The 25,328-nt window shown below is 74.2% G+C and carries 26 protein-coding genes and 1 riboswitch; of the genes, 9 read left to right on the top strand and 17 right to left on the bottom strand.

What is annotated here, in order from left to right:
• Positions 1-49: 49 nt before the first annotated feature.
• The 3 genes from JE024_RS33215 to JE024_RS33205 are packed head-to-tail and all read right to left on the bottom strand — an operon-like array spanning position 50 to position 3,011.
• Complete coding sequence (locus JE024_RS33215; protein WP_205377592.1) at positions 50-865, bottom strand: ABC transporter ATP-binding protein; 816 nt, start codon at positions 863-865, stop codon at positions 50-52.
• Positions 862-1,974, bottom strand: coding sequence for a FecCD family ABC transporter permease (locus tag JE024_RS33210; protein ID WP_244883315.1), 1,113 nt, complete (start codon positions 1,972-1,974; stop codon positions 862-864). The genes JE024_RS33215 and JE024_RS33210 overlap by 4 nt, the downstream gene beginning before the upstream one ends.
• A complete protein-coding gene (locus JE024_RS33205) occupies positions 1,971-3,011 on the bottom strand; it encodes an ABC transporter substrate-binding protein (RefSeq protein ID WP_372449893.1) in 1,041 nt (346 codons plus the stop codon). The genes JE024_RS33210 and JE024_RS33205 overlap by 4 nt, the downstream gene beginning before the upstream one ends.
• 30 nt (positions 3,012-3,041) lie before the next feature.
• Positions 3,042-3,219: riboswitch (cobalamin riboswitch) on the bottom strand.
• Positions 3,220-3,333: 114 nt separating this feature from the next.
• On the opposite strand from JE024_RS33205, the gene JE024_RS33200 reads away from it, so the two are divergent.
• Entirely contained in the window at positions 3,334-3,867 is a 534-nt protein-coding gene (locus JE024_RS33200) for a DUF7822 domain-containing protein (protein ID WP_205377591.1), read from the top strand.
• A gap of 138 nt (positions 3,868-4,005) precedes the next feature.
• Here the strand turns inward: JE024_RS33200 and JE024_RS33195 are convergent, their stop codons facing one another.
• Positions 4,006-4,623, bottom strand: coding sequence for a TetR/AcrR family transcriptional regulator (locus JE024_RS33195; RefSeq protein WP_244883314.1), 618 nt, complete (start codon positions 4,621-4,623; stop codon positions 4,006-4,008).
• A gap of 201 nt (positions 4,624-4,824) precedes the next feature.
• Between JE024_RS33195 and JE024_RS33190 the strand changes: the two genes are divergently transcribed.
• Together JE024_RS33190 and JE024_RS33185 are read left to right on the top strand one after the other, a co-directional pair.
• Positions 4,825-6,105, top strand: a complete 1,281-nt coding sequence (locus JE024_RS33190; protein ID WP_205377589.1) for an acyl-CoA dehydrogenase family protein — start codon at positions 4,825-4,827, stop codon at positions 6,103-6,105.
• Positions 6,105-7,205 carry a phosphotransferase family protein gene (locus JE024_RS33185; RefSeq protein ID WP_244883312.1) on the top strand — a complete coding sequence of 367 codons (1,101 nt, stop codon included), beginning with the start codon at positions 6,105-6,107 and terminating at the stop codon, positions 7,203-7,205. The genes JE024_RS33190 and JE024_RS33185 overlap by 1 nt, the downstream gene beginning before the upstream one ends.
• 209 nt (positions 7,206-7,414) lie before the next feature.
• On the opposite strand, the gene JE024_RS33180 is transcribed toward JE024_RS33185, so the two are convergent.
• A complete protein-coding gene (locus tag JE024_RS33180) occupies positions 7,415-8,374 on the bottom strand; it encodes a YihY/virulence factor BrkB family protein (protein ID WP_205377587.1) in 960 nt (319 codons plus the stop codon).
• 262 nt (positions 8,375-8,636) lie between these two features.
• On the opposite strand from JE024_RS33180, the gene JE024_RS33175 reads away from it, so the two are divergent.
• Both JE024_RS33175 and JE024_RS33170 read left to right on the top strand, forming a co-directional pair.
• Positions 8,637-8,918: a hypothetical protein gene (locus JE024_RS33175; protein WP_205377586.1), complete on the top strand. Its 282-nt coding sequence runs from the start codon at positions 8,637-8,639 to the stop codon at positions 8,916-8,918.
• The gene (locus tag JE024_RS33170; RefSeq protein ID WP_205377585.1) at positions 8,918-9,247 is read left to right on the top strand and encodes a hypothetical protein; all 330 of its coding nucleotides are present in this window, start codon (positions 8,918-8,920) and stop codon (positions 9,245-9,247) included. The genes JE024_RS33175 and JE024_RS33170 overlap by 1 nt, the downstream gene beginning before the upstream one ends.
• A gap of 44 nt (positions 9,248-9,291) precedes the next feature.
• Here the strand turns inward: JE024_RS33170 and JE024_RS33165 are convergent, their stop codons facing one another.
• Positions 9,292-9,741, bottom strand: a complete 450-nt coding sequence (locus tag JE024_RS33165; protein ID WP_205377584.1) for a large conductance mechanosensitive channel protein MscL — start codon at positions 9,739-9,741, stop codon at positions 9,292-9,294.
• Positions 9,742-9,918: 177 nt separating this feature from the next.
• On the opposite strand from JE024_RS33165, the gene JE024_RS33160 reads away from it, so the two are divergent.
• Positions 9,919-10,641, top strand: coding sequence for a (2Fe-2S)-binding protein (locus tag JE024_RS33160; protein WP_372449892.1), 723 nt, complete (start codon positions 9,919-9,921; stop codon positions 10,639-10,641).
• On the opposite strand, the gene JE024_RS33155 is transcribed toward JE024_RS33160, so the two are convergent.
• From JE024_RS33155 to JE024_RS33145, 3 genes are all read right to left on the bottom strand, one after another.
• Positions 10,642-10,929 (bottom strand): hypothetical protein, encoded by a 288-nt coding sequence (locus JE024_RS33155; RefSeq protein ID WP_205377582.1) that lies wholly within the window; start codon positions 10,927-10,929, stop codon positions 10,642-10,644.
• Between the two features lie 76 nt (positions 10,930-11,005).
• Complete coding sequence (locus JE024_RS33150; protein ID WP_205377581.1) at positions 11,006-11,305, bottom strand: hypothetical protein; 300 nt, start codon at positions 11,303-11,305, stop codon at positions 11,006-11,008.
• A gap of 118 nt (positions 11,306-11,423) precedes the next feature.
• Complete coding sequence (locus tag JE024_RS33145) at positions 11,424-13,184, bottom strand: FG-GAP repeat domain-containing protein (RefSeq protein ID WP_205377580.1); 1,761 nt, start codon at positions 13,182-13,184, stop codon at positions 11,424-11,426.
• A 340-nt stretch (positions 13,185-13,524) separates the two neighbouring features.
• On the opposite strand from JE024_RS33145, the gene JE024_RS33140 reads away from it, so the two are divergent.
• Complete coding sequence (locus JE024_RS33140; protein ID WP_205377579.1) at positions 13,525-13,995, top strand: protealysin inhibitor emfourin; 471 nt, start codon at positions 13,525-13,527, stop codon at positions 13,993-13,995.
• A 64-nt stretch (positions 13,996-14,059) separates the two neighbouring features.
• Here the strand turns inward: JE024_RS33140 and JE024_RS33135 are convergent, their stop codons facing one another.
• Together JE024_RS33135 and JE024_RS33130 are read right to left on the bottom strand one after the other, a co-directional pair.
• Complete coding sequence (locus JE024_RS33135) at positions 14,060-14,935, bottom strand: alpha/beta fold hydrolase (RefSeq protein ID WP_205377578.1); 876 nt, start codon at positions 14,933-14,935, stop codon at positions 14,060-14,062.
• Positions 14,936-15,065: 130 nt separating this feature from the next.
• On the bottom strand, positions 15,066-15,491 hold the full coding sequence (locus JE024_RS33130) for a Rid family hydrolase (RefSeq protein WP_205377577.1): 426 nt from the start codon (positions 15,489-15,491) through the stop codon (positions 15,066-15,068).
• 130 nt (positions 15,492-15,621) lie between these two features.
• On the opposite strand from JE024_RS33130, the gene JE024_RS33125 reads away from it, so the two are divergent.
• Positions 15,622-16,131 (top strand): MarR family winged helix-turn-helix transcriptional regulator, encoded by a 510-nt coding sequence (locus JE024_RS33125; protein WP_205377576.1) that lies wholly within the window; start codon positions 15,622-15,624, stop codon positions 16,129-16,131.
• A 557-nt stretch (positions 16,132-16,688) separates the two neighbouring features.
• The gene (locus tag JE024_RS33120) at positions 16,689-17,324 is read left to right on the top strand and encodes a uridine kinase family protein (protein ID WP_205377575.1); all 636 of its coding nucleotides are present in this window, start codon (positions 16,689-16,691) and stop codon (positions 17,322-17,324) included.
• A gap of 83 nt (positions 17,325-17,407) precedes the next feature.
• Here JE024_RS33120 and JE024_RS33115 read toward each other — a convergent pair whose 3' ends face one another.
• The 6 genes from JE024_RS33115 to upp all read right to left on the bottom strand — a co-directional run bounded on the left by JE024_RS33115 (position 17,408) and on the right by upp (position 25,022).
• Positions 17,408-18,349: a pseudouridine-5'-phosphate glycosidase gene (locus JE024_RS33115; RefSeq protein WP_205377574.1), complete on the bottom strand. Its 942-nt coding sequence runs from the start codon at positions 18,347-18,349 to the stop codon at positions 17,408-17,410.
• The gene (locus JE024_RS33110; protein WP_205377573.1) at positions 18,346-18,600 is read right to left on the bottom strand and encodes a tautomerase family protein; all 255 of its coding nucleotides are present in this window, start codon (positions 18,598-18,600) and stop codon (positions 18,346-18,348) included. Before JE024_RS33110 ends, JE024_RS33115 begins: the two co-directional genes overlap by 4 nt.
• Before the next feature lie 109 nt (positions 18,601-18,709).
• Positions 18,710-22,546: an amino acid adenylation domain-containing protein gene (locus JE024_RS33105; RefSeq protein ID WP_205377572.1), complete on the bottom strand. Its 3,837-nt coding sequence runs from the start codon at positions 22,544-22,546 to the stop codon at positions 18,710-18,712.
• A 213-nt stretch (positions 22,547-22,759) separates the two neighbouring features.
• Complete coding sequence (locus JE024_RS33100; protein WP_205377571.1) at positions 22,760-23,416, bottom strand: HAD family hydrolase; 657 nt, start codon at positions 23,414-23,416, stop codon at positions 22,760-22,762.
• The gene (locus tag JE024_RS33095) at positions 23,413-24,384 is read right to left on the bottom strand and encodes an EamA family transporter (protein ID WP_205377570.1); all 972 of its coding nucleotides are present in this window, start codon (positions 24,382-24,384) and stop codon (positions 23,413-23,415) included. Before JE024_RS33095 ends, JE024_RS33100 begins: the two co-directional genes overlap by 4 nt.
• A complete protein-coding gene (upp, locus tag JE024_RS33090) occupies positions 24,381-25,022 on the bottom strand; it encodes a uracil phosphoribosyltransferase (RefSeq protein WP_205378479.1) in 642 nt (213 codons plus the stop codon). Before upp ends, JE024_RS33095 begins: the two co-directional genes overlap by 4 nt.
• Between the last annotated feature and the right edge of the window lie 306 nt (positions 25,023-25,328).

The raw sequence follows: 25,328 nt of genomic DNA, 5'->3' as shown, positions 1-25,328 counted from the left end.
GCGGTGGGAGACCTCGGCCCCGTCGCCCGTGCCCGTGCCCGACGGCGGGTCAGCCCGTCGCCGGGTGCGGCGCGGCAGGCGGCCGGGGGCCGCCGCCGGGCAGGAAGGTGACCTGCGGGGTCCCGGTGCGGGGGTGGACGGCGACCTCCGCGTCCACCCCGTAGACCTCCTGGAGCAGCGCGGGGGTGAGGACGTCGGCGGGCGGGCCCGAGGCGACGACCCGGCCGTCGCACAGCACGTACAGGCGGTCGCAGAAGCCGGCCGCCAGGTTGAGGTCGTGCAGGGCCACCAGCACGGTCGCGGGCAGTCGGCGCAGGACGCCCAGGATGTCGAGCTGGTGGCGGATGTCCAGGTGGTTGGTGGGCTCGTCCAGCACGAGGAGCGCGGGCTGCTGGGTGAGCGCCCGCGCCACGAGGACACGCTGGCGTTCGCCGCCGGAGAGGCGGTCGTAGGGCCGGTCCGCCAGGTGGAGCGCGTCCACCGCGGCGAGGGACGACGCGATCAGGCGGCGGTCGTCGGCGGTGTCGCCGTCGAGGAGGCGCTTGTGGGGCGCGCGTCCCATCGCCACCACCTCGCGCACGGCCAGGTCGACGTCCGTCGCGGCGTCCTGCACCACGGCGGCCAGGGTCCGCGCCACCTGCCGCACGGGCAGCGTCCAGGCGTCGGCACCGTCCACGCGCACCGTCCCGGAGTCGGGGCGCAGGATCCGGTAGACGCACCTGAGCAGGCTGGACTTGCCGCTGCCGTTGGGGCCGATCAGTCCCACGACCTCGCCCCGCTCCGCGGTCAGCGAGACGTCCTCGGCCAGCCGCCGTGCCCCGGCGGTGAGGGTGACGCCCTCGACGACGAGCCGGCTCCCCTTCACGCGGGACCTCCGCCCGTGGTCCGGCGGGCGTCGCGGCGCATCAGCCACAGGAAGAACGGTCCGCCGGTGAGCGCCGTGAGCACGCCGACGGGCAGTTCCGCCGGCGCGGCCACGGTGCGGGCGGCGATGTCCGCCCAGAGCAGGAAGACGGCGCCGCCGAGTGCCGCCGCGGGGAGCACCCGCCGGTGGTCGCCGCCGACGAACAGCCGCACGACGTGCGGTGTCATCAGCCCGACGAAGCCGATCGGCCCCGCGGCCGCGACCAGCACACCGGTGAGCAGCGACAGCAGGACGAACAGACGGGCCCGGAAGCGGGCCACGTCGAGGCCCATCGTCGTCGCGGCCTCCTCGCCCGCCATCAGCAGGTTCAGCGGGCGTGCCTGGAGGAGCAGGACGCCGAGGCCGAGCAGCATTGCGCCGGCCGGCAGCCACAGCGTCCCCCACCGCACACCGCCGAGTCCGCCCATGGTCCAGGCGAGCACCGCACGGGCCTCGTTGCCCCGGTCGCTCGTCAGCAGCAGCAGGTTCATCACCGCGGTGAGCACCAGGGCGTAGGCGACGCCCGACAGCACGAGCCGGCCCGAGGTGATCCTGCCCCCGCTGCGGGCCGTCGTGTAGACGAGGAACAGGGTCAGCAGGGCGCCCGCGAACGCGGCGGCCGAGAGCGAGAGATGCCCGAAGACCTGCACCCCGAAGACGATCACCGCGACCGCGCCGAGCGAGGCGCCCGAGGAGACGCCGAGCAGGTAGGGCTCGGCGAGCGGGTTGCGCACCAGCGCCTGGAGCGCGGTGCCGATCAGGGCGAGCCCCGCCCCGGTCACCGCGCCGAGCACCACCCGGGGCGCGCGGACGTCGAGCACGATGGTCTCGCGGGCCCGCGACCAGGTGACCTCCGACCATTCCAGGCCCAGGGCGTGGCCGACGATGCCCCACACCTGGCCGGCCGGCACCCGCACGGAGCCGATGGCCATGCCGGCGGTCATCGAGACGACGAGCAGGGCGGCGAGGAGCAGCACGGCGGGACCGAAGGCGACCCGCCGGGACGTGTCGCCCGGCCCCTCGGTCCCGGCGAGCCGCGGGGCCGCGGTCTTCCCGGCGGGCACGGTCACCGGAACCGCTGCGGGTGCAGGTCGCGCGCCAGGTCCTCGACGGCGCGGGGTGCGCGTACGCCGACCAGGGTGGCGGTCAGCGGCAGCACCACGAAGCGCTTGTTCCGCACGGCCGGCACGTCCGCCAGGGCGGGCTCCGCCAGCAGGAACTCCTTCTTCTGCTCGACGCTTCCGGCGCCGGCGTAGTCGTAGATCGCGATGACCTCGGGCCTGCGGGCGACGACCTGCTCCCAGGAGACGTCGCCGAAGACGTCGTCGAGGTCGGCGAACACGTTGCGCCCGCCGGCGAGCCGGATGATCTCGGTGCCGAGGCTCCGGCCGCCGGCCGTGAAGGCGCTCTTGTCCCCGCTGTCGTAGACGAAGACGGGCGTCTCGCGCTCGCCGTCGACCTCGGCGGTGGCGGTCCGCACCCGGCCCCGGAGGTCGGCGACGAGTGCGTCGGCCCGGTCCCGCACGCCGAACAGGCCGCCGATGGTGTCGATCTCGTCGTAGACGTCCTGCATCGAGACCTTCTTCTTCCCGCAGTACTCGCGGTTGAGGTAGGTGTCGATGCCGGCGTCGGCGAACGCCTCGCGGGACCGCCCGTCGTTCTCGGCGAAGGCGCTGGCGTAGCCGCCGTAGACGAAGTCGGGCTCGGCGTCGAGGATCTTCTCGAACGACGGTTCCTTCGCCGACAGTTCGGGGACGGCCGCGAAGTCCTCGCTCAGTCCGGGGAGGACGGCGGAGTCGGGGAAGGCGGTCCCGATCATCCGGTCCTTCAGACCGAGGGAGAGCAGCAGTTCGGCCGGGTGCTGGTGGATGGTCACCACCCGGGAGGGCGGCGCCTCGTAGGTCGTGCGGACACCGCAGTTCTCCACGGTGAGAGGGAAGCCGTCCGCCGCGGCCGCCGCGGGCTTGTCCTGCCGCGGGGCGCCGGGCGCGCCGCAGCCGGTGAGAAGGACCGCCGCCAGTGCGGCGACGGCTCCGGCCGTGCGCACGGCACGGCGGCCGGGCCCGGTGTCGGGCAGGGCGAAGGGACGGGGCATGCCGTCGTACACGTAAAGCCTCCTGCGGAGTCCGCGCTCCTCGGATCGGGCCCGCGACAGGCCAGTGTCCTGACTTCCGGATCGGCGTTCCCCGGCCTTCCCGCGCTGCGCGCAGTGGCTCATGGAGGGGTCGGCTCCCCGGTCACAGTGGCGGGACCGTGCCGGATTCGCACCGGCTTCCTGTCTCCCGTCGCGGCGATGACCTGTTGATCCTATGGTTCCCCGGGAAAACGGCAAAGGGCGCACCCCGGCACCGGGAGCGGCACCGCCCCGGCGCCCGCACCGGCGCCTGCCGGCACCGGTGTTGTCGGTCCCCGGTGTTAGCGTCGCCGCCATGGCAAACCGTTCGTACCTCTACTCCGCCGACTCGATGCCGAACGACGCGGAGATCCCCAAGCCGGTCCGCTGCATATCCGAGCACAACTGGGACATCCCGCTCGCGCACAAGCTCCTGGTGGGGCGCGGCACGACGATCGTCCCGTCCATGATCTGGAACCCTCCGATCGGCATCGCCGCGGAGTACGCCGGAGGGGCGGCCCTGCTCGGCGACCTCCTGCGCGCGGTCGGCCGGGGCCTGGAGGACGACGCCGAGTTCGCCGCGTGCGTCGCCGGGACCACGGCCCACCTCGCGAAGCAGCAGGCGAAGTACTTCGTCCTGGAGACCGGGGAGATCGTCTCGATGACGGACGACGACCCGGCGGAGAGCGTGCGGCGTCTGGCGTCCTCGGAGATCCCCGCCGCCGTCGCCGAGGCCGAGGCGGCGATCGCCGGCCGGAACGACGCGTGGCTGGCCTCGGTCCGGTCCGACTGGCAGCGGCACTTCGCGTCCTTCTACGGCGACGCGCTGTACTTCTCCTTCCCCGGCTGACTCCGGCTGATCCGACCCGTGGAGCGGCGCCCGGCGCTCACCCGGCGCTCCGGGCCCGTTCGACGACGCCTCCCGCGCGGAGGCCGGGCGACGCCCCGGGCGGGGTCCCGGCGCGGGGCGGGCATGGTGCCGGGCCCGTCAGACGGCCGGTGCGCCGACCGTCCCGCGGGTCATGGCGCGGTACCGCTCGGCGAGTTGCCGCGGGCTGTGCGGGCCGTCGGCGCTGTACCACTGGGCGACGCCGGTGCACATGGTGACGACGGCCCGGGAGACGTCACGCGGGTACGCCGTGGTGAAGACCTTCCGCGCGACACCGTCCTCGATCACGCCGTCCATCAGGCGCTGCTGACGGTCGCGGGCGCCGATGTAGGTGGTGCGCGCCTGTCCGGTGAGGCTGCGGATCTCGCTGGAGGCGATGAAGGCGAGGTCCCTGCGGTGCGCGTGGAACAGCACGAGGCATTCCACCAGCAGGTCAAGCCGTCGCGCGGCGTCGTCGCCGGCCTCCTCCAGGGCGGCGAGGCTGCGCTGCCACAGGTCGTCCATGGCATGGGAGACGATCGCGACGAGCAGGGCCTGCTTCGAGGGGTAGTGGTAGTAGAGCCCCGGCACCGAGAGCCCGGCGCGTGCGGCCACCGCGCGGATCGAGGTGCCGTGGTAGCCGTGCTCGACGAAGCAGGCCAGCGCGGTCCCGAGGATCGGCGGCAGGGTGCCGTCGGGGTACGACCTCCAGCCCGTTTCGGCCTGACTGCTCGCCACCGTGCACCTCTCCCCCGGATCTTCGCCGTGTCGGCACAGTATGCAGCGCCGGTCCGGCACGCCCGATGACGGGCCTCTTGACATGCCCTCGGCACCACCCTTCACTTTACCGAGCGATCGCTCGGTAAACGAGCGGCCGATCGGTATCCGGATGTCCGGGTCAGTGCGGGCGGGAAGCACCGCGGACGGGAAGGACGGCACATGACGGCGAACGAGGAGCCCGGGCGGGGCGCGCCGGCCCCCGAGGCCTTCACCCATCTCCCCGACGAGGTGGAGGAACTGCGGGCGCGTACACGCCGGTTCGTCCGCGAGCAGGTGATCGGCGCGGAGCCCCCGCCGGGCGGCCGGCTCGACCGGGCGACCCGTGACCGGCTCCAGGCGGCGGCGAAGGAAGCCGGCGTCTTCGCTCCGCACGTGCCGAAGGAGTACGGCGGGCAGGGCCTGCCCCTCGTGCACTGGTCGCCGATCCTCCAGGAGGCCGGATACTCGCCGATCGGCCCGAGCGCCCTCAACTGCATGGCCCCCGACGAGGGCAACATGCACCTGCTCAACCTGGTGGCGACGGAGGACCAGAAGCAGCGCTTCCTCGTGCCGCTGGCCGCGGGGGAGGTCCGGTCGTGCTTCGGCATGACCGAGCCCCACCCGGGAGCCGGATCCGACCCGGCGGCGCTGCGGACCACGGCCGGACGCACCGCCGGCGGCTGGGTGATCAACGGTCACAAGCGGTTCACCAGCGGCGCCGTGGGCGCCGCGTTCTGCATCGTGATGGCGCGGACCCCGGCCGTGGACGGCTCGCCCGAAGGGGCCACCATGTTCCTCGTCGACATGGCGAACCCCGGCATCCGGGTCGGCGGGGCGATCCACACCGTCGACCGCTCCATCGACGGCGGTCACCCGCACCTGCACATCGAGGACTGCTTCGTCCCCGACGACGCGGTACTCGGCGAGGTGGGGCTCGGCTTCCGCTACGCGCAGGTCCGGCTGGGCCCGGCACGGCTGACCCACTGCATGCGGTGGCTGGGGCTGGCACGCCGCTCCCTCGACATCGCACTGGACCGGGCCGCGCGGCGGGAGCTGTTCGGCGGGCCGATCGACTCGCTCGGCCTGGCGCAGCACCTGATCGCGGAGTCCGTGATCGACATCGAGACGTCCGACGCCGTCATCACCAAGACCGCGGCACTGCTGCACGGCGACCCGAAGGCGGGCTCGGCGATGTCCTCCGTCGCGAAGGTGCACTGCTCGGAGGCGATCTTCCGGGTGATCGACCGCGCCGTCCAGATCTGCGGCGGGGACGGGGTCTCCGACGGGCTCCCGCTGGCGCAGTTCCTGAACGAGGTCCGCCCGTTCCGCATCTACGACGGCCCCAACGAGACCCACCGGTGGGCGATCGCCCGCCGGGCCTCGGCGGCCCGGAACGCCGCCGTCCGCGCCGGTGAACCGGCCTTGGGCGAAGCGGTCGCGGGACGGGGCGGGGACGCGTGATGGAGAGCGTTCCCGACGGTGCGGAGGTCGTCGCGAGCCGGCAGGAGGCCCGTCGTCTCACCGCCCCTCCGCTCCTGGTCGTCGACGCGGTCACCGACTTCCTCGACGCCCACGGGATCGGACGGGGCCCGCTCTCCTGGCGGCGCATCGGCGACGGGCACTCCAACATCACGTATCTCGTCCGCCGCGGCGGCGAGTCCGTCGTCCTGCGACGGGGGCCGCGCCCGCCGCTGCCGAGGTCGACGCACGACATGGTGCGCGAGGCCCGCATCCAGAGGATCCTCGGCGGGCACGGCATACCGGTGCCGGAGATCGTCGCGGTCTGCGAGGACGCGTCGGTCCTGGGCGTGCCCTTCTACCTCATGCGCCGCCTCGACGGGACGGTCGTCACCGACACCGTCCCGGCCCACCTCGCCCCCGCCGCGCGGCGCCGTGCCACCGGCGAGGCGGTCGTCGACGCCCTCGTCGCCCTGCACGGCATCGACGTGACCCAGGGCGAACTCGCCTCCCTGGGCTCCCCCGGCGGGTATCTCCGGCGCCAGGTCGACCGGTTCCGCGGCCTGTGGGAGGTCAACACCACGCGCGCCCTGCCCGCGGTGGAGCGGATCGCGGACTGGCTCGCCGGCAACCTGCCGCCGAGCCAGGCGGCTTCGGTGGTGCACGGCGACTACCGCATGGGCAACCTGATGTTCGCCCCGCGGGCGCCGGCGAGGATCCTCGCGATCCTCGACTGGGAGATGGCGACGCTCGGCGATCCGCTGGCGGACCTCGGCTATCTCACCGCCACCTGGTCCGAGGCCGGCGCCGTGGCCACCCCGCTCGAACTCACCCCCGTCACACGGGAGCCCGGCCACCTCACCCGGCGCGAGCTGGCCGAGCGCTACTGCTCCCGCACGGGTCTCGATCTCACCCCGCTCCCCTGGTACCAGACCCTCGCGCTGTGGAAGGCGGCGATCTTCTGCGAGGCCATCCGCACCCGCTGGCTGCGGGGCGAGCGCCCGGACGACACGGTCTTCGGGCCCTCGCTCGAAGCGGGTGTCCCCCGCCTGCTGGAAGCGGCGGCAGGGCACGCCGGCCTGGCCGCGACGCCCCGCGGCTGACGCCCGCCCGGCGGGTCGGCCGGGCGGGTCGGCCGGGCGGGTCGGCCGGGCGGGTCGGCTCCCGGGGGCCGGGCCCCACGGCCGCCGGGTCCTGGCGGTCAGCTCCCGGGGCCCGGGCCGCACCGCAACCGGGTCCTGGCGGTCGGCTCCCGGGGCCCGGGCCGCACGGCAACCGGGTCCTGGCGGTCGGCTCCCGGGGGCCGGGCGGGTCAGCTCCCGGGGTCCGGCCGGACCGGCTTCTCCTGGCCCGCCCGGGCCGCCTCGAGCTGCGCGGCGAACGCGATGCCGAGGAACAGCGCGACACCGGTCACATTGGCCCACAGCAGCAGGGCGACGAAGGCGGTCAGCGGTCCGTAGACCGCGCCGAACGACCCGCTGCGGCCGACATAGAGCGCGAGCAGCCAGGTCGCGCACACCCACAGCACCAGATGGATGCCGGAGCCGAACGCGAGCCAGGTGTAACCGGGCTGGCGCCGGCGCGGCGCCCAGCGGAAGATCACGGTCGAGGCGACGCACGCCAGCGCGACGCCGATCGGCACGTGCAGCGCGCCCCACCAGCCGAGCAGTGCCGGCGGCAGTCCGAGGGCGGTGACGACGGGCTCCCCCACCTCCTCGCCGGCGACGACGGCGAGGAATCCGCCGCCGAGCGGGAGGCCCGCGCACAGGGCGAGCAGCACGCCGCGGCCGTACTTCAGCGGGAAGGCGCGGTCGCGCTCGATGCCGTAGATGCGGTTGCAGCCGCGTTCGATCTGGGCCATCGCGGAGGCCAGGTTGAGGACGGCGAAGGCGAGGCCCGTCCACATCGCCACCGCCCCGGCGATGTCCGCGCCCGCGCTGCGGCGGGTGTCGGCGAGGGCCTGCTCGACGAGCGGGGCGCTGGCTCCCGGCACGATGCGGGAGAGCACCTGGTCCACCACCCGGCCGACGGCCTCGGTGTGCAGGGTGGTGGCGACGCCGACCAGCGCGATGACGAACGGCACGATGCCGAGCACCACCTGGAACCCGAGGGAGCGGGCGGAGCTGAACCCGTCCGCGTACCGGAAGCGGGCGAAGGCGTCGAGCAGGAGCCGCCACCCGCCGTAGCGGCGCAGAGCGGTGAGCGCCTCGTCGCCGGAGAGCTCGTCGCCCACCATGTCCCGTGTCTGGGGTACGTGTACGGCCGTTCCCATGGTCCCCCCTTCGTGTGCTGCGGCTCGTGTGCCCCCGCAAGCCGGTCGTCAGACGTGGCGGGGCCGGACACAGCTCCGGACACACCGCCGGGACCACCGGACACACCACCCGGCACGCCCCCGGACACGCCACCGGGCACGCCCCGGCCCCGTGCCGGCCCGGTCGGCGGGGTTCCGGAAGAAGCCGCCGGGCCCCGGGAACCGGACGGCCGGGCGCGGATGTCCCTGCAGGCAACAGCGCTGTCTTCAGGGGGTGTTGACCATGCGTGGACGACGTGCGGGGGTCGCTGCGGTGTTCCTCGTGATGATCGTGGCCGGCACGGCCACAGGGTGTTCGGACGCCTACAACGACGAGCGGGGCAAGGGGGACGCCTCCGTGCGGGGCGGGCGCGGGGACGACACACCGGCGCAGGTCTTCAACATGCCCGACGGGTTCGGCAACCTCGCCACCAAGTGCGTGGGCCACGGGTACCGGGCGTACGTCACGACCAACGCCACGGGCCCGTCCAACGTCGAGATCGTCCCGGACCGGACGTGCACGTGATGAGCCGGTTCGCCGGCGCCCGCCGCACCACGCCCGTGTGGGCCGCGGTGCTGGCGGGCGTCCTGCTGTCCGGGTGCGGCCCGGAGTACTACGAGGAGCGCGGCAAGAGCGACGCCCCCGTGTGGGGCAAGGTCGGCGACGGCACGCCCGCGGAGGTCTACAACTTCCCCGACGGCTTCGGCAACGTGGCCTCGAAGTGCGTCGGCCCGGGCCGGCGCGGCTACGCGACGACCCAGGCGGTCCTCAGCGACCCGGAGGGCGGGGCGGGCGACGTCATCGTGATCCCGGCCAACGCGGTCGTGGTCGACGACCCCGGGTGCGCCCCTTAGCCCACCGCCGCGGGGGCGGCGGGTTGGCCCCCGCCCCGGCGTTCCTACACCCGTGCGGAGCCCGCGCCGACCGTGGGGGGCTGCTCGGAGGTGCAGTGGAGGCACCTGCTCGCCGCCGCGGGCAGGTCCTCGGAGAGGCAGGCGGGGCAGGTCTTGACGGGGCCCGGCTCCTGGAACACGGCCACACCGTGGCGGGACTGGTAGTGCTTGTAGGGCACCACGACGCAGAAGTAGATGACGGCCATGAAGATGATGAAGTAGATGAGGGCCGAGATGAACTGGCCCAGGTCGAGATAGGTCGCGTCGTTGCCCTCCTCGCCCAACTGCCATCCGAGGCCCACGGACTGGCCGCCCTGGAGGCGGGCGACGACGGGGTTGATCACGAAGTCCGTGAACGCCTTGATCAGCGTCGAGAAGGCCAGCGCGATGACCAGCCCCACGGCGATGGTGATGATGTCCCCGCGCATGAGGAAGTTCTTGAAGCCTTTGAGCATTCCCTGTTCCCTTCCGGCACCAGGCCGATGGCGTATACGCCCTCAGCTCAGCACGCCCGGCGCGAACTGCCGGGCAGCGGCGGAGCCGCGGCGGGAGAACCACACGAATGGTGGCTGCGCGGCGGTGCGGGGGACCCGCCCCGAGGAGGCGGGACGCGCCGCCCGACAATGGTGCGCATGACTCCCACAGCCCGTGCCGGCACCGCGGACGTGACCGCCGCGCTGCGCGATGTCGCCTCCCTCGGCGGGTTCTTCGAACTGGAGACCGGCGGTACGGACCGCGGCTGGCATCCGGTGGGCGAGTCCTACGCACGGGGCTTCACCGACCTCCTGGCGGCCGTCGCGCGCCGCCACCGCACCCCCGAGGCACGCATCGACGCGTCCGTCGCCCAGCTCGGCCACGCCGCCCGGCTCTGGTCTCCCGCGATCGCCTGCGCGGTCCTGCACGGCATCGTCCTCGACCTGGAGGGGCTCCAACGGGCCGACGAGGGACCGCGTCTGCGCCTGCCGCGCCCCGGCGGCTGGCACGCCGACCGCCTGCCCGATCCGGCCGGGACCCTCGGCGACCAGGTGATGGGCCTCCTGGGCGCCCTGCGCGCGGGCCTGGGCGTCAAGGTCGCCCCGCGCCTCCTCGACGGAAACGCCGCGTCCGCGCTGGCCGGGTCCGCCCAGGTGCTCCTCGGCGCCCGCCCCGAGGTGCGCGAGCCGCTCACCGGCCTCGTGACCAGGCTGCTGCGGACGGGGCGCCTGGCGGGGACCGGGCGGTTCACCGGACCCGATCTCGCCTTCCGGCGCCGCAGTTGCTGCCTCTACTACCGCGCACCCGCCGGATCGGTGTGCGGGGACTGCTGCTTCGGCGGCCGGGAGACGGAGCACCCGGGCGGCCAGGGCATGCCCTAGTCATCGCCGCTCGCCCCGCCCGCGGAAACCGGAGCAGGCGCAGTGCGTCGGATTCCACCAGCCGACCCAGTTGCCGCCGCCGTCGTAACGCTCCCGGCCGCCCCCGGTCTCCACCAGGCACCGCCCCGTGCCCGTGCGGTGCTCGGACGACCGGTGCCCGCACTCCGCGCACGTCGGCGGCGTGTTGTCGGGAAACACCGGGCCACCGCGCACGACGGCCACCAGGTACACCAGGCCCGCGACGATCACGGCGACCCCGGCCGCGCCGACGATGCCGGCCCCGGTCACCGCGGCCTCCGCGGCGCGGCCGGATGCGGGCGGGCCGCCGCGAGCGCGGTGACCGGAGACGGCGCCGACGCCGGGCTCACCAGAAGCTCTGGCAGGCGCAGCGGACGTCGATCCTGCTCTCCGTGGTCCAGGTGTCGCCCTCGAAGCCGAAGTGCCGTTCCGTCACGGTCTCCCGGCCGACCGGGGCGGAGCAGCTCACCCGGGTGTGCGCCGCCCTGTCGTGACCGCACCCGCGGCAGGTGTCGGTGGTGTTGCGGCGCCAGTGGGCCGGGTGGAAGCCGTCGCAGTCGCAGGAACCGCTCCCGTCGTGGCAGCGGCCCTCCTCGTGGACCGTCCACAGGTGTCCGCACCGGCACGTGACCACACCGTCGTCCAACGCAGCCGCCCCCTTCGACCGAGGCGGCCCAGGGTAGCCGTCGTCCATGACACCCGGGTGAACGCCGCCGCTCCCCGGTGCGAACGGCGCTCCGGCCCGGCTCCGGAACGGCCTGGGCTCAGGCGACGTGGTCGTACGCCCGGCCCTGATGCGCGTCCGTGAGGGTCTTCGCCCCGAACGGCTTCCGCCACTCGCCGGTGCCGCGGTAGTGGTAGGTCCGGCCGGTGGCGGGGTCGTGGGCGAGGAGGTCGTTCCTGCCGTCGTGGTCCACGTCCCCGGCTCCGGTGACCTGGCCGTACACCTGCCAGCCGCCTCCGACGGGCTTGCGGGCGGTGTAACCGCCGTCGCCCGTGCCCAGGTAGAGCCAGAGCCTGCCGTCCCTGTCGCGGGCGAGGAGATCCCCGCCGGCGGCGCCGCCGATGTCGCCGACCGCCGTCAGCGAGTTGTAGATGCCCCAGCCGGTGCCGATCTTCGTACGGGGCGCGTAGGGGCGTTGGGCGGTCCCGGTGCCGGCGTAGAGGTAGAGCCCGCCGGCGGTGTCGACGGCGACGAGGTCGGCGCGGCCGTCACCGGTGAGGTCGCTGCCGCCGGCGATCCTCTCGTACGTCTGCCAGCCGCCGCCGACGCGCACGCGGGCGTGGAATCCACCGTGCCCGTCGCCCGCGTGCAGCCACAGGACGCCGGCCGCGTCCCGTGCGACGACGTCCGCGGTGAAGCCCTCGCCGGCGGCGTCGCCCACGACCTCGATCCTGTCGTAGCCCTTCCAGCCCGTACCGGCCGACGCCCGGGGCCGGCCGTCCGCGGCGCTGTCCCGCCACAGCGTCCCCGTGGCGTCCCGGCCGAGGAGGTCCGGGTATCCGTCGGCGTCGACGTCGTGGACGAAGGCGCCGTTGGTGGCGCTCCGCGCCAGGGGCTCCGCCGAGGGCCTGCCGTCCGGGCCGATCGTGACCCGGTGGACGCCTGCGTCCGGGCCCCGGCTGCCCTGGACGACGGCGGCCGTGCCGTCGGGGGCGGTGAGCACGCTGTCGGCCCGGTCGAAGAGGGCGACCGTCTCACCGCTCCCGAGGTGCCTGGCCGAACCGCCGTACAGGAGCCAGTCGCCGAGCAGCCCGAGGGCGCCCGCGCCCGCCGCCGGGACGAAGGTGTCCTGCCCGGTGGCGCGGTCGCGGACCACCGCGCGGGCCGGCTCGGTGCCGGTGGCCGGCTCCGTCCAGGCGACCCGGGTGGACGAGACGGCGGCCACGCGCGGGTACGTCTCCAGGACGGTGGCGGTGTCCAGGTCGATCAGCCCCACCCGCTGCTCCCCGGCGGCGGACTTGTGGTCGAGCAGCCCGAGCGCGGCGGTGGCCGGGCGCACCCCGAGGTACGCGGTCCCCGAGGGCAGCCCCCGGATCTCCTGGGGGGCGCCGTCCCGGGTGTCGAGCCACAGCTTCCCGCCGCCGCGCAGGGCGATGGCCGACCCGGCGGTGCCGGCGTACTCGGGGTCGAGCACGCCGGGCACGTCCTCGGTGCGGAACCACTCCCCCGTCGCCATGTCGAAGCCCTGGCCGTAGTACCCCTCCTCCGTCCGGGCCACCATGTCCCCGGACGTCTCGTTCATCCCCTCGAACGACACCGTGGTGAAGTCCCGGTGCGCGCCGCCCGCGTACGGGATCCACCGCAGGGTCGCGTGGTCCGCGCCGTCGGGGAGGCGGAGGATGAAGCCCTGTTCCCCCGCGCTCCGCAGCACGGCGCCGGGCACGAGCGAGCGGACCGGGCCCGCGGCCGGGCCGACCGCCGCCGCCGAGGGCACGCCGAGCAGGCGCGCGCCGGCGGTCAGGGCCAGCACGGCCGCGACGGAGGCGGCGAGACGGGTGGAACCAGCGGTGCGGTACAGCAAGAAGACCCCCTGGGGAAGGACCGGGCGCGGACGTGCCGCGCCCCGTCGGACTCACGGGCGGCCCGCGGGGTTGTACGGCCGCCGGGCCCTCGTGCCGGGCACCGGGTCCCGGTCCGCCGCGTTCGCCGGTGACGTACCGGGCCCGGAGGGGTCCCCGCCCCGCGGGCGCGCCCCGTGTCTGTCGCCACGGCATGCCTGATGGCATGGCATCCTGGCCCGGACAACTGCCGCAGGGGCGGCGGACGTTCACCGGAGGCGGGCGCCCGGGCAGGGGCCGCGGAGTCCGGGGGCGACCGCACCCCGGCGCACGACGGACGACGGGGGACCGATGAGGGCGCGCGTGTCCTGGACCCGGGCGGCACTGCTGGCGGGCGCGCTCGCCGCCGGCGGCTGCGGAACGGCCGGGCGCGGCGGTGGTCCCGCCGGGGATCCGTCCCCCGGGGCCACGGCGTCGAGCACCGCTCCCCCGGCCTCGGCCCCGGCCCCCGCCGCCACGCTCGTCGAGCTCTCGGTCACGGGCGGGTTCGCGGGCGTGCGCGACGTCGTGGTCGTCCGGGAGGACGGCACCTACCTCAGCCACCGCAAGCAGGGCAAGGTCACGTCGGGACGGATGGAGGCCGCCGAGCTGGACCGCCTGCGGGACGCGCTCGACGCGGCCCGGTTCACGGCCCTGCCGGCGGAGGTGACGTCCGCGCCCGTCGCGGACGGGTTCACCTACCGCATCACCCACCGCGGCCACGCCGTGACGACCTCCGACCCCGTGCCGCTGCCCGGACTCAGCGCCGTGCTCGCCGCCCTGCCGGCCCGCTGAGCGCCGCCTCGCGACGACCGTTCGGCGGCCGGCGCGAGGCCGCGCCGTCCGCGAAGGCCCCCGCTCACTCCCCCGCGAGCAGCACCTCCCGCAGGGCCCGGGCGAACTCGTCGGGCGCGCCGTGCTGGCCGAACTCCCCGCCGAGGAAGCCGCCGTGGTGGCTGGGGAAGACGGCGAGCTCGCTGCCCAGCGAGGCGGCGATCGCCGCGGCGGCGCGGGCCGGGAACTCGTCCGCGGACTCCTTGCCGGCCGCGAGGACGACGCGTGTCGGGGCCGCTCGCAGCGCGTCGGTGTCCGGCCGGAAGCCGGTGCAGCTCAGCATGTTCTGGCCCAGCAGCGGGTCGTCCCGGGAGCCGTCGTCCTCGGTGGGGAGGCCGAAGGCCGCGGGGTCGGGGGCGGGCTCGCCCGACGTGTCGTCCGGGAACGGGCCCCTGCGCCCGGCCACCGCGATGAACTTCGCCATGGCGGGCCCCATGCCCTCGCGCAGATACGTCGCGTGGATGTCCTCGCAGGCCGCCAGGACCGCCCGGTGGTCCGCGAGCACCGGCGCCGCGGGCGGCTCGTGCGCCACGAGGGTGCGCACCAGGTGTCCGTGACCGGCCACCAGGGCCAGCGCGTTGACCGCGCCGCCGCTGCTGGCGAACACGTCCACCGGTCTTCCGCCGAGCACCTCGACGATGCGCCGCACGTCGTCCGCGTGCTCCCCGGGAGTCGACCGGGTGGCGCCGTCGGTCCGCTTGCTGCGGCTCACGCCGCGCGGGTCGTAGGTGACCACGGTGCGGTCGGTGAAGTGGGACGCCAGGGTGACGAAGCCGCTCGCGTCCATCGGTGAGCCGATCAGCAGCAGGGCGGGCTCGTCGCCCGCGCCCGCGGCGGCCCGGACGTCGTACGCGATCGTGGCACCCCGCGCGTCCAGCGTGCGGGACTCGGGCTCGGTCATGGTGCTCTCCTCGGTAGGTGTGCCGTTCACCAGGAGAGACCGTCGGGCCCGCCGGAACTCATCGCCCGCGCCCGCTCGTCTTCCGGGGGCTTCCCGCAGTGCGCCCCTCGCCGTCGCCGCGGGTACCGGTTCAGTCCCCGGAGCCGACGATGGCGGTGACGCGGATCTCCACGCGCATGGCGGCGAGGCCGAGGACGGTGACACCGGTCTCGGTCCAGATCGGCGCGCGGCCGCCGAGCCAGCGGCGGAACTGCTCGGCCATGACCCTGTTGTGGTCGTCTCCGATGACGTCGTCCCCCGGCTCGACCTTGTGGTACGAGTTGACGTGGATGACGTCCTTCCAGCTCGCCCCGACCGTGGCGAGCGTGCGCTCCACGTTGTCGAAAGCCCGGATGATCTCGTCCTCCAGCGAGTCGGGGAGGACCAGGTCGTCGTCCACCCCGGCCTGGCCGGAGATCTCGACCCGGTCGCCGACCCGGACGGCCCCGCTGTAGCCGAGGGCCGCGTGCAACTTCTCGCCGTAGCCGGGGGCGACGCCGAAGGTGACGGTGCTCATGGTGGTCCCTCTTTCCTGTCCACAGGGGGCGCGTTTCCCCCGACATCACTTCACGCGTAAAGTGAGACTAGCAAGCGATGACTTCAAGCGCAAAGTCATTGCGGGTGTCGTCGGAGAGGCGGGAAGATCCATGACCAAGACGGAGGGGCCCATGAGCGGCGCGGGCGATCACGAGGACGAAGAGGAGCTGCGATGGCTCGACGAGCAGGAGAAGGCCGCGTGGACAGGGCTGATCTCCCTCGTCCTGCTGCTGCCCGGCAAGCTCGAGTCACCACTGCGGCAGGACCACGGCCTCACCCTGTTCGAGTACCTCGTCCTCAGCCACCTCTCGGAGGCCCCGGGGCGCAGGCTGCGGATGGGCGAACTCGCCTTCCTCGCCAGCGGGTCGCTCTCCCGCCTGTCCAACGTCGTCAAACGCTGCGAACAACGCGGCTGGATCGTACGGACACCCGACCCCGCCGACGGCCGCTACACCCTCGCCGAACTCACCGACGCCGGCTTCGCCCTCGTCGAGCGGGCGGCGCCCACCCACCTGCGCTCCGTACGCCACACCGTCCTCGACGCGCTCAACGCCACCGACCGGAAGGCCCTCGCCCGCATCGCGGAGAAACTGCGCATCGTCCCCGACGACTTCGGCTGAACCGGCCACCGGGCACACGGCCGGCCGGGACGGCGGGGTGACGAGGGCCCCCGCGCGCCGAACACCACGGACAGCACGCGGGGCCCTTCCGGCCGGCCGGAAGTCGGCGAGAGCCACTTCTCCGCTTCGGGGCCGGCGCGAGTCAGTCAAACAGTCTTCGGACTGTCGGGGCCATGGGATCAGCGCACGGAAAGCGGCCCGCCGGGCGGCCCTCGGTCCGGCGGATCATCCAAGAGGTGAAGGAGAGCCCTGAGGTGGCATCCGCAAGGTGCTTCAGGGGTTCGTCGCAGCTGATGCGTTCTTCGCGTCGACACGCGCCCGAGGTGCGTGACGGACGACGGAACCCTGCCGTCGAGGGGGCCCGCCACGCCCCCGCCGACGGTCCGCGGCATCGCCGGGACGGGCGCGCGGGCCGGCCGGAAGCCGGGGTCCCGGCCGCCGCCGAGCCGGGTCGCTTTTCCCTGCTTGCCAGGGGCGAGCACGCGGCCTTACAGTCCCTCCACTCGGCTTGTCAGCCGCTTCGTCTATTCCCTTTGAGCACATGAGGAGCGCCCGGTATGACGGGTGTACTGGCGGTCGCAGGCGGCACCGCATCCGGCAAGTCCACCCTTGCCGAAGCCCTGTCGCTGGAGTGTCCCGACACCGTGGCACTGATCCATCTGGACGACTACTACGTGCCCGCGCACGACCCCCTGCGAGGTGTGTGGACGGTCAGTGCCAGCGGACACTCCATCCTCGACTGGAACCATCCGGGGTCGATCGACGAGACGGCCGTGACGGACGCCATCGACGCCGCGCTGCTGCGCCCCGGTGTGCTGCTGGTGGTGGTCGAGGGGCTGTTCGCGCTGACACTGCCGTCGGTGGTGCGGCGCGCGGCGTGGCGGGTGTACGTCGACACCCCCGACGACATACGCCTGGCCCGCAAGATCCTCCGGAAGATCGAGGCGCAGCGGCAGGACCCGCTGCTCTCCCTGCGCAACTATCTGCAGACGGGCCGGGACCGCCACGCGGCCCATGTCGCGCCGTCCCGGGCGGCGGCCGATCTGGTCGTGGACGGGACCGCGAGCGAGGCGGAGATGCTCGCGGCCGTCATGCCGCTGATCGGGCCGACCCTCGCGCCCGCGGCGCCCTCGCGGGCACCGGGCGTGTGCGCCGCGACCCGTACCCCCGGGGTCCCCGCGCTCGCGTTGTGAGGTGCCCGCCGGCCCGCCCGCCGGGGCGGGCCGGGGCGGCCGGCGGATCGAAGCCGGCCACCCCCCGCCCGTGACGACGTGCGTCAGGCGGCCGCGGCCCGATGGCGGGCGTAGGCGGCGGCCAGTCGCCCCCCGGTCTCGGCGGTGGAGACGAGCACGGCGAGATTGGCCTTCGCCGTCCGGCCGCCGGTCGCTCGGTCGACCGCGCGCATCAGGTACTTGGTGAGCCCCTGGCCCCGCACGCCGTCCCGCTCGGCGCTCGCGAGGGCCTCGGCGATGGCCTGTTCGGCCTCGGCGGGATCCACCGCGTCCTCGGGGCGCGGCGGCGTGGTGATGACCACACCGCCGGGCTGTCCGGCCGCCCAGTGCGTGGCGACGATCCGGGCCAGCAGGTCGTCGTCGTCCACCCGGTGCGGCGAACGCACGCCGCTGGAGGCGCAGTAGAAGGCCGGGAAGTCGTCGGATCCGGTGGAGATCACGGGCACGCAGTGCGTCTCCAGGTACTCCATCGTCAGCTTCAGGTCGAGGATCATCTTCGCGCCGGCGCAGACCACCGCCACCTTCGACCGGGTGAGCTGGATCAGATCGGAGGAGACGTCCATCGTCGTCGGCGCGCCCCGGTGCACCCCGCCGAGACCGGCCGAGGCGAAGAACGGGATGCCGACGAGTTCGGCCGCGACGAGCGAGGAGGCGACCGTGGTCGCGCCCCGGCCGCCCCGGGCGAGGACCACCGGCAGGTCGCGGCTGGACACCTTCGGGATGCCCGGCTCGGAGGCGAAGCGCTCGATCTCCGCGTCGGACATGCCGACCCGGATCGCACCGCCGTCCACGCAGATGGTGGCCGGTACGGCACCGCCCTTGCGCACCGCCGCCTCCACCTTGTGGGCGGCCTCCACGTTGGCCGGGTAGGCGAGACCGTGGGTGATGACGTTGGACTCCAGGGCGACGACCGGCCGGCCCTCGTACAGGGCCTCGCGGACCTCCGCGGTGGGGACGACGGGGATCGCACGGCCCGCGGACCTCATCGGTCGCCCTCGCCGCCGGCCGACGGGGTGTACTCGGGGTGCTTCCACAGCAGTTCGGGCCGCTCCTCGACGGCCGGCCGGTAGACCTGCTCGGTCCAGTCGGACGGATCGACCGCTTCGACGGCGAGGGACACGTTCCCCGGGCCGGTGCCGAAGACGCGGGTGACCGCCTCCGTCACCGCCTCGACGAGATCGGCCTTCTCGGCATCGGTGAACGTACGGGTGAAGTGCTGGACGGTGACATGGGGCACGGCCGGGTTCCTTCCGGATACGGGGCCGCCCTCGCGGCGGCCCCGGGGTTGGGTTGCGGGGGCGTTGCGGGTGAGGGGACCGGCGGGCGCCGGCCGGTCTCGTGACGGGTCAGCCTCCCCGGGCGGGGTCCAGGCCGCGGATGGCGGCGACCAGTTCCGCGACGCGGTCCTCCCGGAGCACCTCGTAGTGGTCCCCGTCGAGGTGGACGACCCGTGGCGGGCGGGCCGACCAGCCGGAGGCGCTCTCCAGGGAGGAGTAGTCGTCGCCGCGCGCCTTGAAGACGGTCACGGGTGCTTCCACTCGGCGCTCCCGGAGTTCGCGGAAGGTGTACTCGAACGCGTAGGTGACCGCGACGACCTCGGTGACGCGGCGCACGGTCCCCTCGTCGAGCGTGGGGATGGTCCGGCGGACGAAGGCGGTGAAGGAGTCCTCGTCCGCGGTCTCGCGGAGGCAGGCGTCCACACCGGGGCCGTGGGCGGTGCCGGCGAACACCGAGTAGAGGACGGAGACGTATGCCGGGTCGGCGAACGACGCCGCGCGGGCCCGGCCCGCGCCCTTCCGCTTCCGCACCGGCGGGTTTCCCGGGCAGATGAGCAGCAGGTTCTCCACCTTCTCGCCTGCCTGCTCCAGCTGCCAGGCGGCCTCGAAGGCGACCCGGGCGCCGAACGAGTAGCCCCAGAGCGTGTACGGGCCCATCGGCTGGATCCGGCGGATCTCGGCGACGTCCGCCTCCGCCATCCGGCGGATCGTGGTGTGGGGCGTCTCGCCCGGGTTGACGCCGTGGGCCTGGATCCCGATCAGCGAGCGTTCACCGGCGACGCCCTGCGCGAGCGGGCGCAGGTTCATCGGGTAGCCGCCCAGCCCCGGCCAGACGAAGACCTGGGTGCCCCGGCCGTCGCCGCCGAGGCGCACGAGCCGCGAGGCGGAGGCGGGTGCGCCGTCGTCGATGCGCGCCGCCAGGTCGGCCAGTCTCGGGACGTCGAGGACCGTCTGCAGGGGCAGGCGCGTGCCGAACCGCCGGTTCACCCTGTTCACGAGAGCCACGGAGTGCAGGGAGTTGCCGCCGGAGGCGAAGAAGTCGTCCTGGGTGGAGACCTTCTCGTAGCCCAGCAGCCGGCCCCACTCGGCGGCCAGCCAGCGCTCGGTGCGGGTGGCGGGCTCGACATGGACGGCCGCGGTGCCCGCCGCCGTCACCTCGGGCAGGAGCGCGGCCGCGGTGAGATCGGTCTTGCCGTTGGCGGTGACGGGCAGCCGGTCCACCACGACCACCCGGGCCGGGACCATGTAGTCGGGGAGGAAGCGCCCGGCGTCCTCGCGGATCATCTCGGCCGGCCCCTGGGTGTGCACGGCGTCCTCGTCCATGCCCTGGTGTTCGGTCTGCCCGGTGGTGACGCGGCCGCCGACGAAGAAGTAGGAGGCCGGTGCGGCGGGCACGCGGGCCAGGCGCAGCAGTTCGTCCAGGCGGAGCGACGCCGGGAGCGGGTGGCCGGACCGGGAGGAGTAGCCGGCCGACATGAGGCCCATGCCCGGCACGCGCTGGAGCCGGTGCAGCAGCGTGCCGAGGACGATGTAGTGCCGCCACGCCTCGCTCGCGCGGGAGACGGCGCTGATGCCGAACGAGGCCCGGTCGTACACGCCCTGGTTGATCGCGATGACATGGCGCCGCTCCACCACGTCCGCGCCGACCGGGACGAGTTCGCCCTCGTGGAGGCGGTAGAGCCCGCCCGGGAGGCCCGCGACCCGGTCGCCGTGGGCCTGGACGAAGAGCTCCGCCTCCTCCGGCCGGGGGCGGCCGTCGTGCGGGACGATCGCGAAGGTGCCGAGGTAGTGGTCGTCGTCGGCCGCGTCGAGCAGGGGTGCCACCGACGGGTGGTGGCCGGCCGGGCGGACGGTCAGGCCGTACGGGGGCAGCACCTCCTCCAGGACGCCGAGCATGTGTCCGGCTTCGAACTCCAGCACCTCGCCGATGTTGTTCCGGTACACCGGCTCGATGGCGCGGCGCTTGCCCAGGAAGTGGAGCGTCAGCCCGGGTGCGCCGCCCGCCGAGGGGTGGTCGCCGACCCGGACCAGGGTGTGGTCGACCGGGTGGTGGTAGTAGATGCCCGACAGTCCGGCGACGCCGTCGATCTCCAGGTAGAGCTGGGTGGCGTAGAGGGCGCCGGGAGAGGCGTAGGCGTACTTCGGCAGCAGGCGCTCGGCGCTCCGGTGCGGGCCCAGCCACCGCAGCAGGTGGCCGAGTTCGGCGGCGGTGAGACCGGTGACCTCGCCCGGGGCGGGGGCCTCGGCGGGCCGGGGGGCGAGCAGCGCGCGCACGTCGTCGAGGGTCACCCGGCCGCCTTCGTAGAAGCGGTACGTCTTGCGGGCGAAGGCGGTCAGGCGCTGCTCGTCGGATGCTTCCGGCGAGGCGAGCCGGACGACCGGCCGTCCGGCGAGGAGGGCCGGCTCCCGCAGACCGCGGTGGGCGAGCTGGGCGGTGACCTGGAGCCTGGAGGACTTCGACCGGTGGTGTCCGGAGTCGGCGCGGCCCTGGTCCATCAGGGCGGCCGTGCGCTCGTCGAGTTCGACCGCGGCGACGAGCGTCGGGGAGCCGGTGCGCGGGTCCGGGGTGACGACGGCGACGGCCTTGCGGACCCAGGGGTGCTCCTCGACGCGTGACGCGACCTCCTCCAGTTCGATCCGGTGACCGCGCAGCTTGACCTGGTTGTCGACGCGGCCCTCGAACTGGAGGGTGCCGTCCGTGTTCCACCGGGCGAGGTCGCCCGTCCGGTAGAGGCGCTCGCCGGGGTGGAACGGTGAGGGGTGGAAGCGCTCCCGCGTGGCGTCCGGGGGTCCGGTGTAGCCGCGGGCGACCTGGATTCCGCCGATGTACAGCTCCCCGCTCCGGCCGGCGCCGACGGGACGCCGGTTCTCGTCCAGGACGTGGCAGGTGACGCCGTCCACCGGATGTCCGACGGGGAGCAGGAAGGGGCAGGAGTCGCCGAGGGAGTCCGGGTCGATCCGGAGAGAGGTCGCGTTGATGGTGGTCTCGGTCGGGCCGTAGAGGTTGACCAGCGAGATGCCCGGGAGGGCGCGGTACAGGTCCTGGGCGAGGGAGCGGGTCAGCGCCTCCCCGCCGGAGAAGACGCGCGCCAGTGTGGCGCAGGCGGGGAAGCCGTCGGTGTCGGCGAGGGCGCGCAGCAGTGTGGGGACGGCTTGCAGCGCGGTGACGCCCCGCTCGCGGATCAGGGCGACGATCCCCTGCGGATCCCGGAACATACCGGGCGTGCTCATGACAACGCGGGTGCCTGCGGCCGCGGCCAGGATCTCCCACTGCGCCGCGTCAAAGCTGATCGGCGTCTTCTGCAGGACGGACACCTGGGGGCCGATGTGGCCGTTGCGCTCCAGCCAGCGCACCTGCGCGACGATGCTGCGGTGTTCGATCATCACGCCCTTGGGGCTGCCGGAACTCCCCGAGGTGTGGATGACGTACGCGAGGTGCTCGCCCCTCACCTCGGGAAGAGGATGCCGGCCGGCCGCGGCCATGGCCTCGCGGACGGTGACCACCACCGTCCCCTCGGAGACCAGTCCGCGGAGCCGGCCGCGTAAGTGCGGCTGGGTGACGACCACCCGGACACCCGCGTCGTCGGCCATGTAGCGCAGCCGCGGGTCCGGGTAGTCCGGCGACAGCGGCAGATACGCCGCGCCGGCCGTGAGGATGCCCCACACGCCCGTCACCACGTCCGCGGAGGGCTCGGCGAAGAGGCCGACACAGGTGTCGGGCCGCACCCCGAGGCCGACCAGGTGGGAGCCGATCCGCTCGGCCGCGTCCCGCAGTTCGCCGAACGTGAGGTCGCCCTCCGCCCCGCAGACGGCGACGCGGCCGCGGTGTGCGCGGGCCTGACGGCGCAGCAGGGACGGCAGCGAGTCGTGGTGGTGCTCTTCCGGTCTCGGTGACGTGATGCCCATGTCCGAAGATCCCCTCGGGAGTGTGAGCTGCGACGGCCCCGGCAGCCGGGGCCGGGTGTGCCGGTGTCGGCCTGGTGCTGGACGTGCGGGGTGGGCCGGTGCGCGGGCGGACGGCCGTGCCGCTGCGCGCCGGCGATCCCAAGGGCGGCGCGGCGTGCCACGGCCGCAGCCGCCGGGGCGGCGGGGCCCACGGGCCCCGCGCTCACTCCGCGCTCACTCCGCGTCGACGATGAGCTGGACGACCTCGGCGAAGGACCGCGCCGTCCAGGTGGGCCCGGCCGCGGCCAGTTCCGCGGGCGAGTGGATGCCGTAGGTGACGGCGATACATCGCATCCCGGCGCGGTGGGCCATCAGCAGATCGTGCGTGGTGTCGCCGACCATGATCGCGCGATCGGCCGGAGCACCGAGGCCGGCCGCGATGAGCAGCCCGGTCTCCGGCGCGGGCTTCGGCTCCGTGACGGCGTCCGCGCCGACCACCATGGCGAAGTGCCCCCGGATGCCCGCCGCCTCCAGCAGCACCTCGGCGCTCGCGGTGTGCTTGTTGGTGGCGACGGCGAGGACGAAGCCCGCCTCGCGCAGCCGCGCCAGACCGTCCGCGACACCGGGATACAGCAGGGACTGGGCCCGCGGCACGATCTGTTCGCGGTACAGCCGCTGGTAGCGGGGGACGGCCTCCTCGACGGTGACCGGGAAGTCACCGATGAGCTCGGCGAACGCCTTCTCCAGGGGCTTGCCGACGGTGCCCCGGATGTCCTCGGCGGACACGGCCGGGAGGCCGAGCGAGGCGAGGGTCGCGGTGAAGTTCTCGACGATGGCGCTCGGGGTGTCCACGAGGGTTCCGTCGAGGTCGAACAGGACCGGGCGCGTCACGCCTCCTCCTTCTGTGCGGGGTGCGGAGCCGACCGTGCGGCGCCCTCGGGCCGGTCCGCGCGGGTCCGCCGGACGCCTGCCGGGGCGGGGCCGCGCGCCGCTCGGGACTCCCGGGCCGTCGAGCGCTGCGCCAGCAGGACCGCGCCGACCACCGCGGCCGCACCGGCGGCCTGGACGAGCGTCAGGCCCTGCCGCAGGAAGAGGAATCCGAGGAGGCAGGCGGCGACCGGGCTGGCGAAGCCGAGCAGCGAGACGGTCAGTGCGGGCAGCCGCTCGATCCCGCGGAACCAGACCGCGTACGCCAGCAGGGCGCCGATGAGGCTGAGGTAGGCGAAGCCCGCCACGTTCGTCCCGGTGATCCGCTCGGGAAGCCCTTCGCCGACCAGGGCCGCCGGGGCGATCAGCACACCGCCGACGGCCAGTTGCCAGCCCGTGAAGGTGAGCAGCCCCACCCCCGGCGGGCGGCCCCAGCGCTTGGTCAGGACGATGCCCGACGCCATGCAGAGGGCGGCCCCCAGCCCGGCGGCCACCCCCACCGCGTCGAGCCGCGCCTCGGGGCCGAGCACCAGCATGCCCACACCGAGCGCGCCGAGCACGCAGGCACCGACCTGCCAGCCGCGGACCGCCTCGTTCAGCAGCAGGGCCGACAGCACCAGCACCACGAGCGGCTGCACCGACCCGACCAGCGCGGCGACACCGCCCGGCAGGTGGTAGGCGGCGAGGAAGAGGAGGTAGAAGAAGAAGCCGATGTTCAGGGCCCCCAGCACCGGCACCCGCCACCACCAGGGGCCGTACGGCAGCCGCCTGCCCAGCAGGGTGAGGATCAGCCCGCCCGGCAGCGCACGCACCGCGGCGGCGAGCAGCGGGCGGTCCGGGGGGAGGAACTCCGTGGTCACCAGGTAGGTGCTGCCCCAGACGACGGGCGCCAGCACGGTCAGCGCGGAGTCGGTCGCGAGACGCTGTCTCATGAGGTGGTCGCCACCGTGCCGAAGTACCGGTCCCCGAAGTCGCCGATCCCGGGAACCATGAACGCGTGCTCGTTGAGACCGTCCTCGACGGACGAGGTCACGATCCGCACGGCCGGGGCCTCACGGCCGAGCCGCTCCAGACCCTGCGGGGAGGCGAGGAAGTTGACCAGGACGACGTTCTCGTCCGGGACTCCGGCCTTGCGCAGCACGTCCAGCGCCGCGAGCGCCGATCCGCCGGTGGCGAGCATGGGCTCCATCAGCAGGACATGGCTCGCGGCGATGCCCGCGGGAAGGTGGTGGTAGAAGAGCTCGGGCTGCTTCGTCCGCCGGTCGCGCTGGATGAGGATCTTCCCGATGCCGATGCCGGGGATCATCTCGCGCAGCTCGGCCTCCATGCTCTCCCCGGCGCGTACCACGGAGACGCCGCAGACCGGCCGGGTGAAACCCAGCCCGTGGTAGGTCTCCCCGACGGGAGTGGTGACCTCGCGCTCCTCGAACGGCAGCAGATCCAGCCCCGCTTCGAGCAGCAGCCGGATGATCCGGCGCGAGAAGACCTCGAACTCCCGTCCCGAGACGCCCCTGTTGCGTACGACCGTGTGGAGCGCGCGCAACTGGTTGGTCTGCGGCAGCAGGCTCACATTCCGTGCAGGTATCACGACGAACCCCTTCATGACTGACGGAGCGGCTGCGCGCGCACGTGCGGGCGGAGCGGTGCCGCGCACGGGAACGATCGCCCGTGCCCCGGGACGCGTCAAACACCCGTCGGCCGGCGCTCCCGCCCCGTCCGCTGCCCGGGACCGCGGAGAGGGCGGGGGACCTCGTGGAACCGTTCGACGCCGAACGACCCGGCGACTTCGCGGGGCCGGTGGGCGGAACCGGTGTCGTCTCACGGAGTGGACAGGCGGGAGGCGAGGATCCCCCGGGCCGCGCGCCCCGGCAGCGGT

The organism is Streptomyces zhihengii (assembly GCF_016919245.1).
Classification (GTDB): domain Bacteria; phylum Actinomycetota; class Actinomycetes; order Streptomycetales; family Streptomycetaceae; genus Streptomyces; species Streptomyces zhihengii.
The sequence above is the reverse complement of the archived record's forward strand: the minus strand, read 5'-3'. Positions and strand labels throughout refer to the sequence as shown.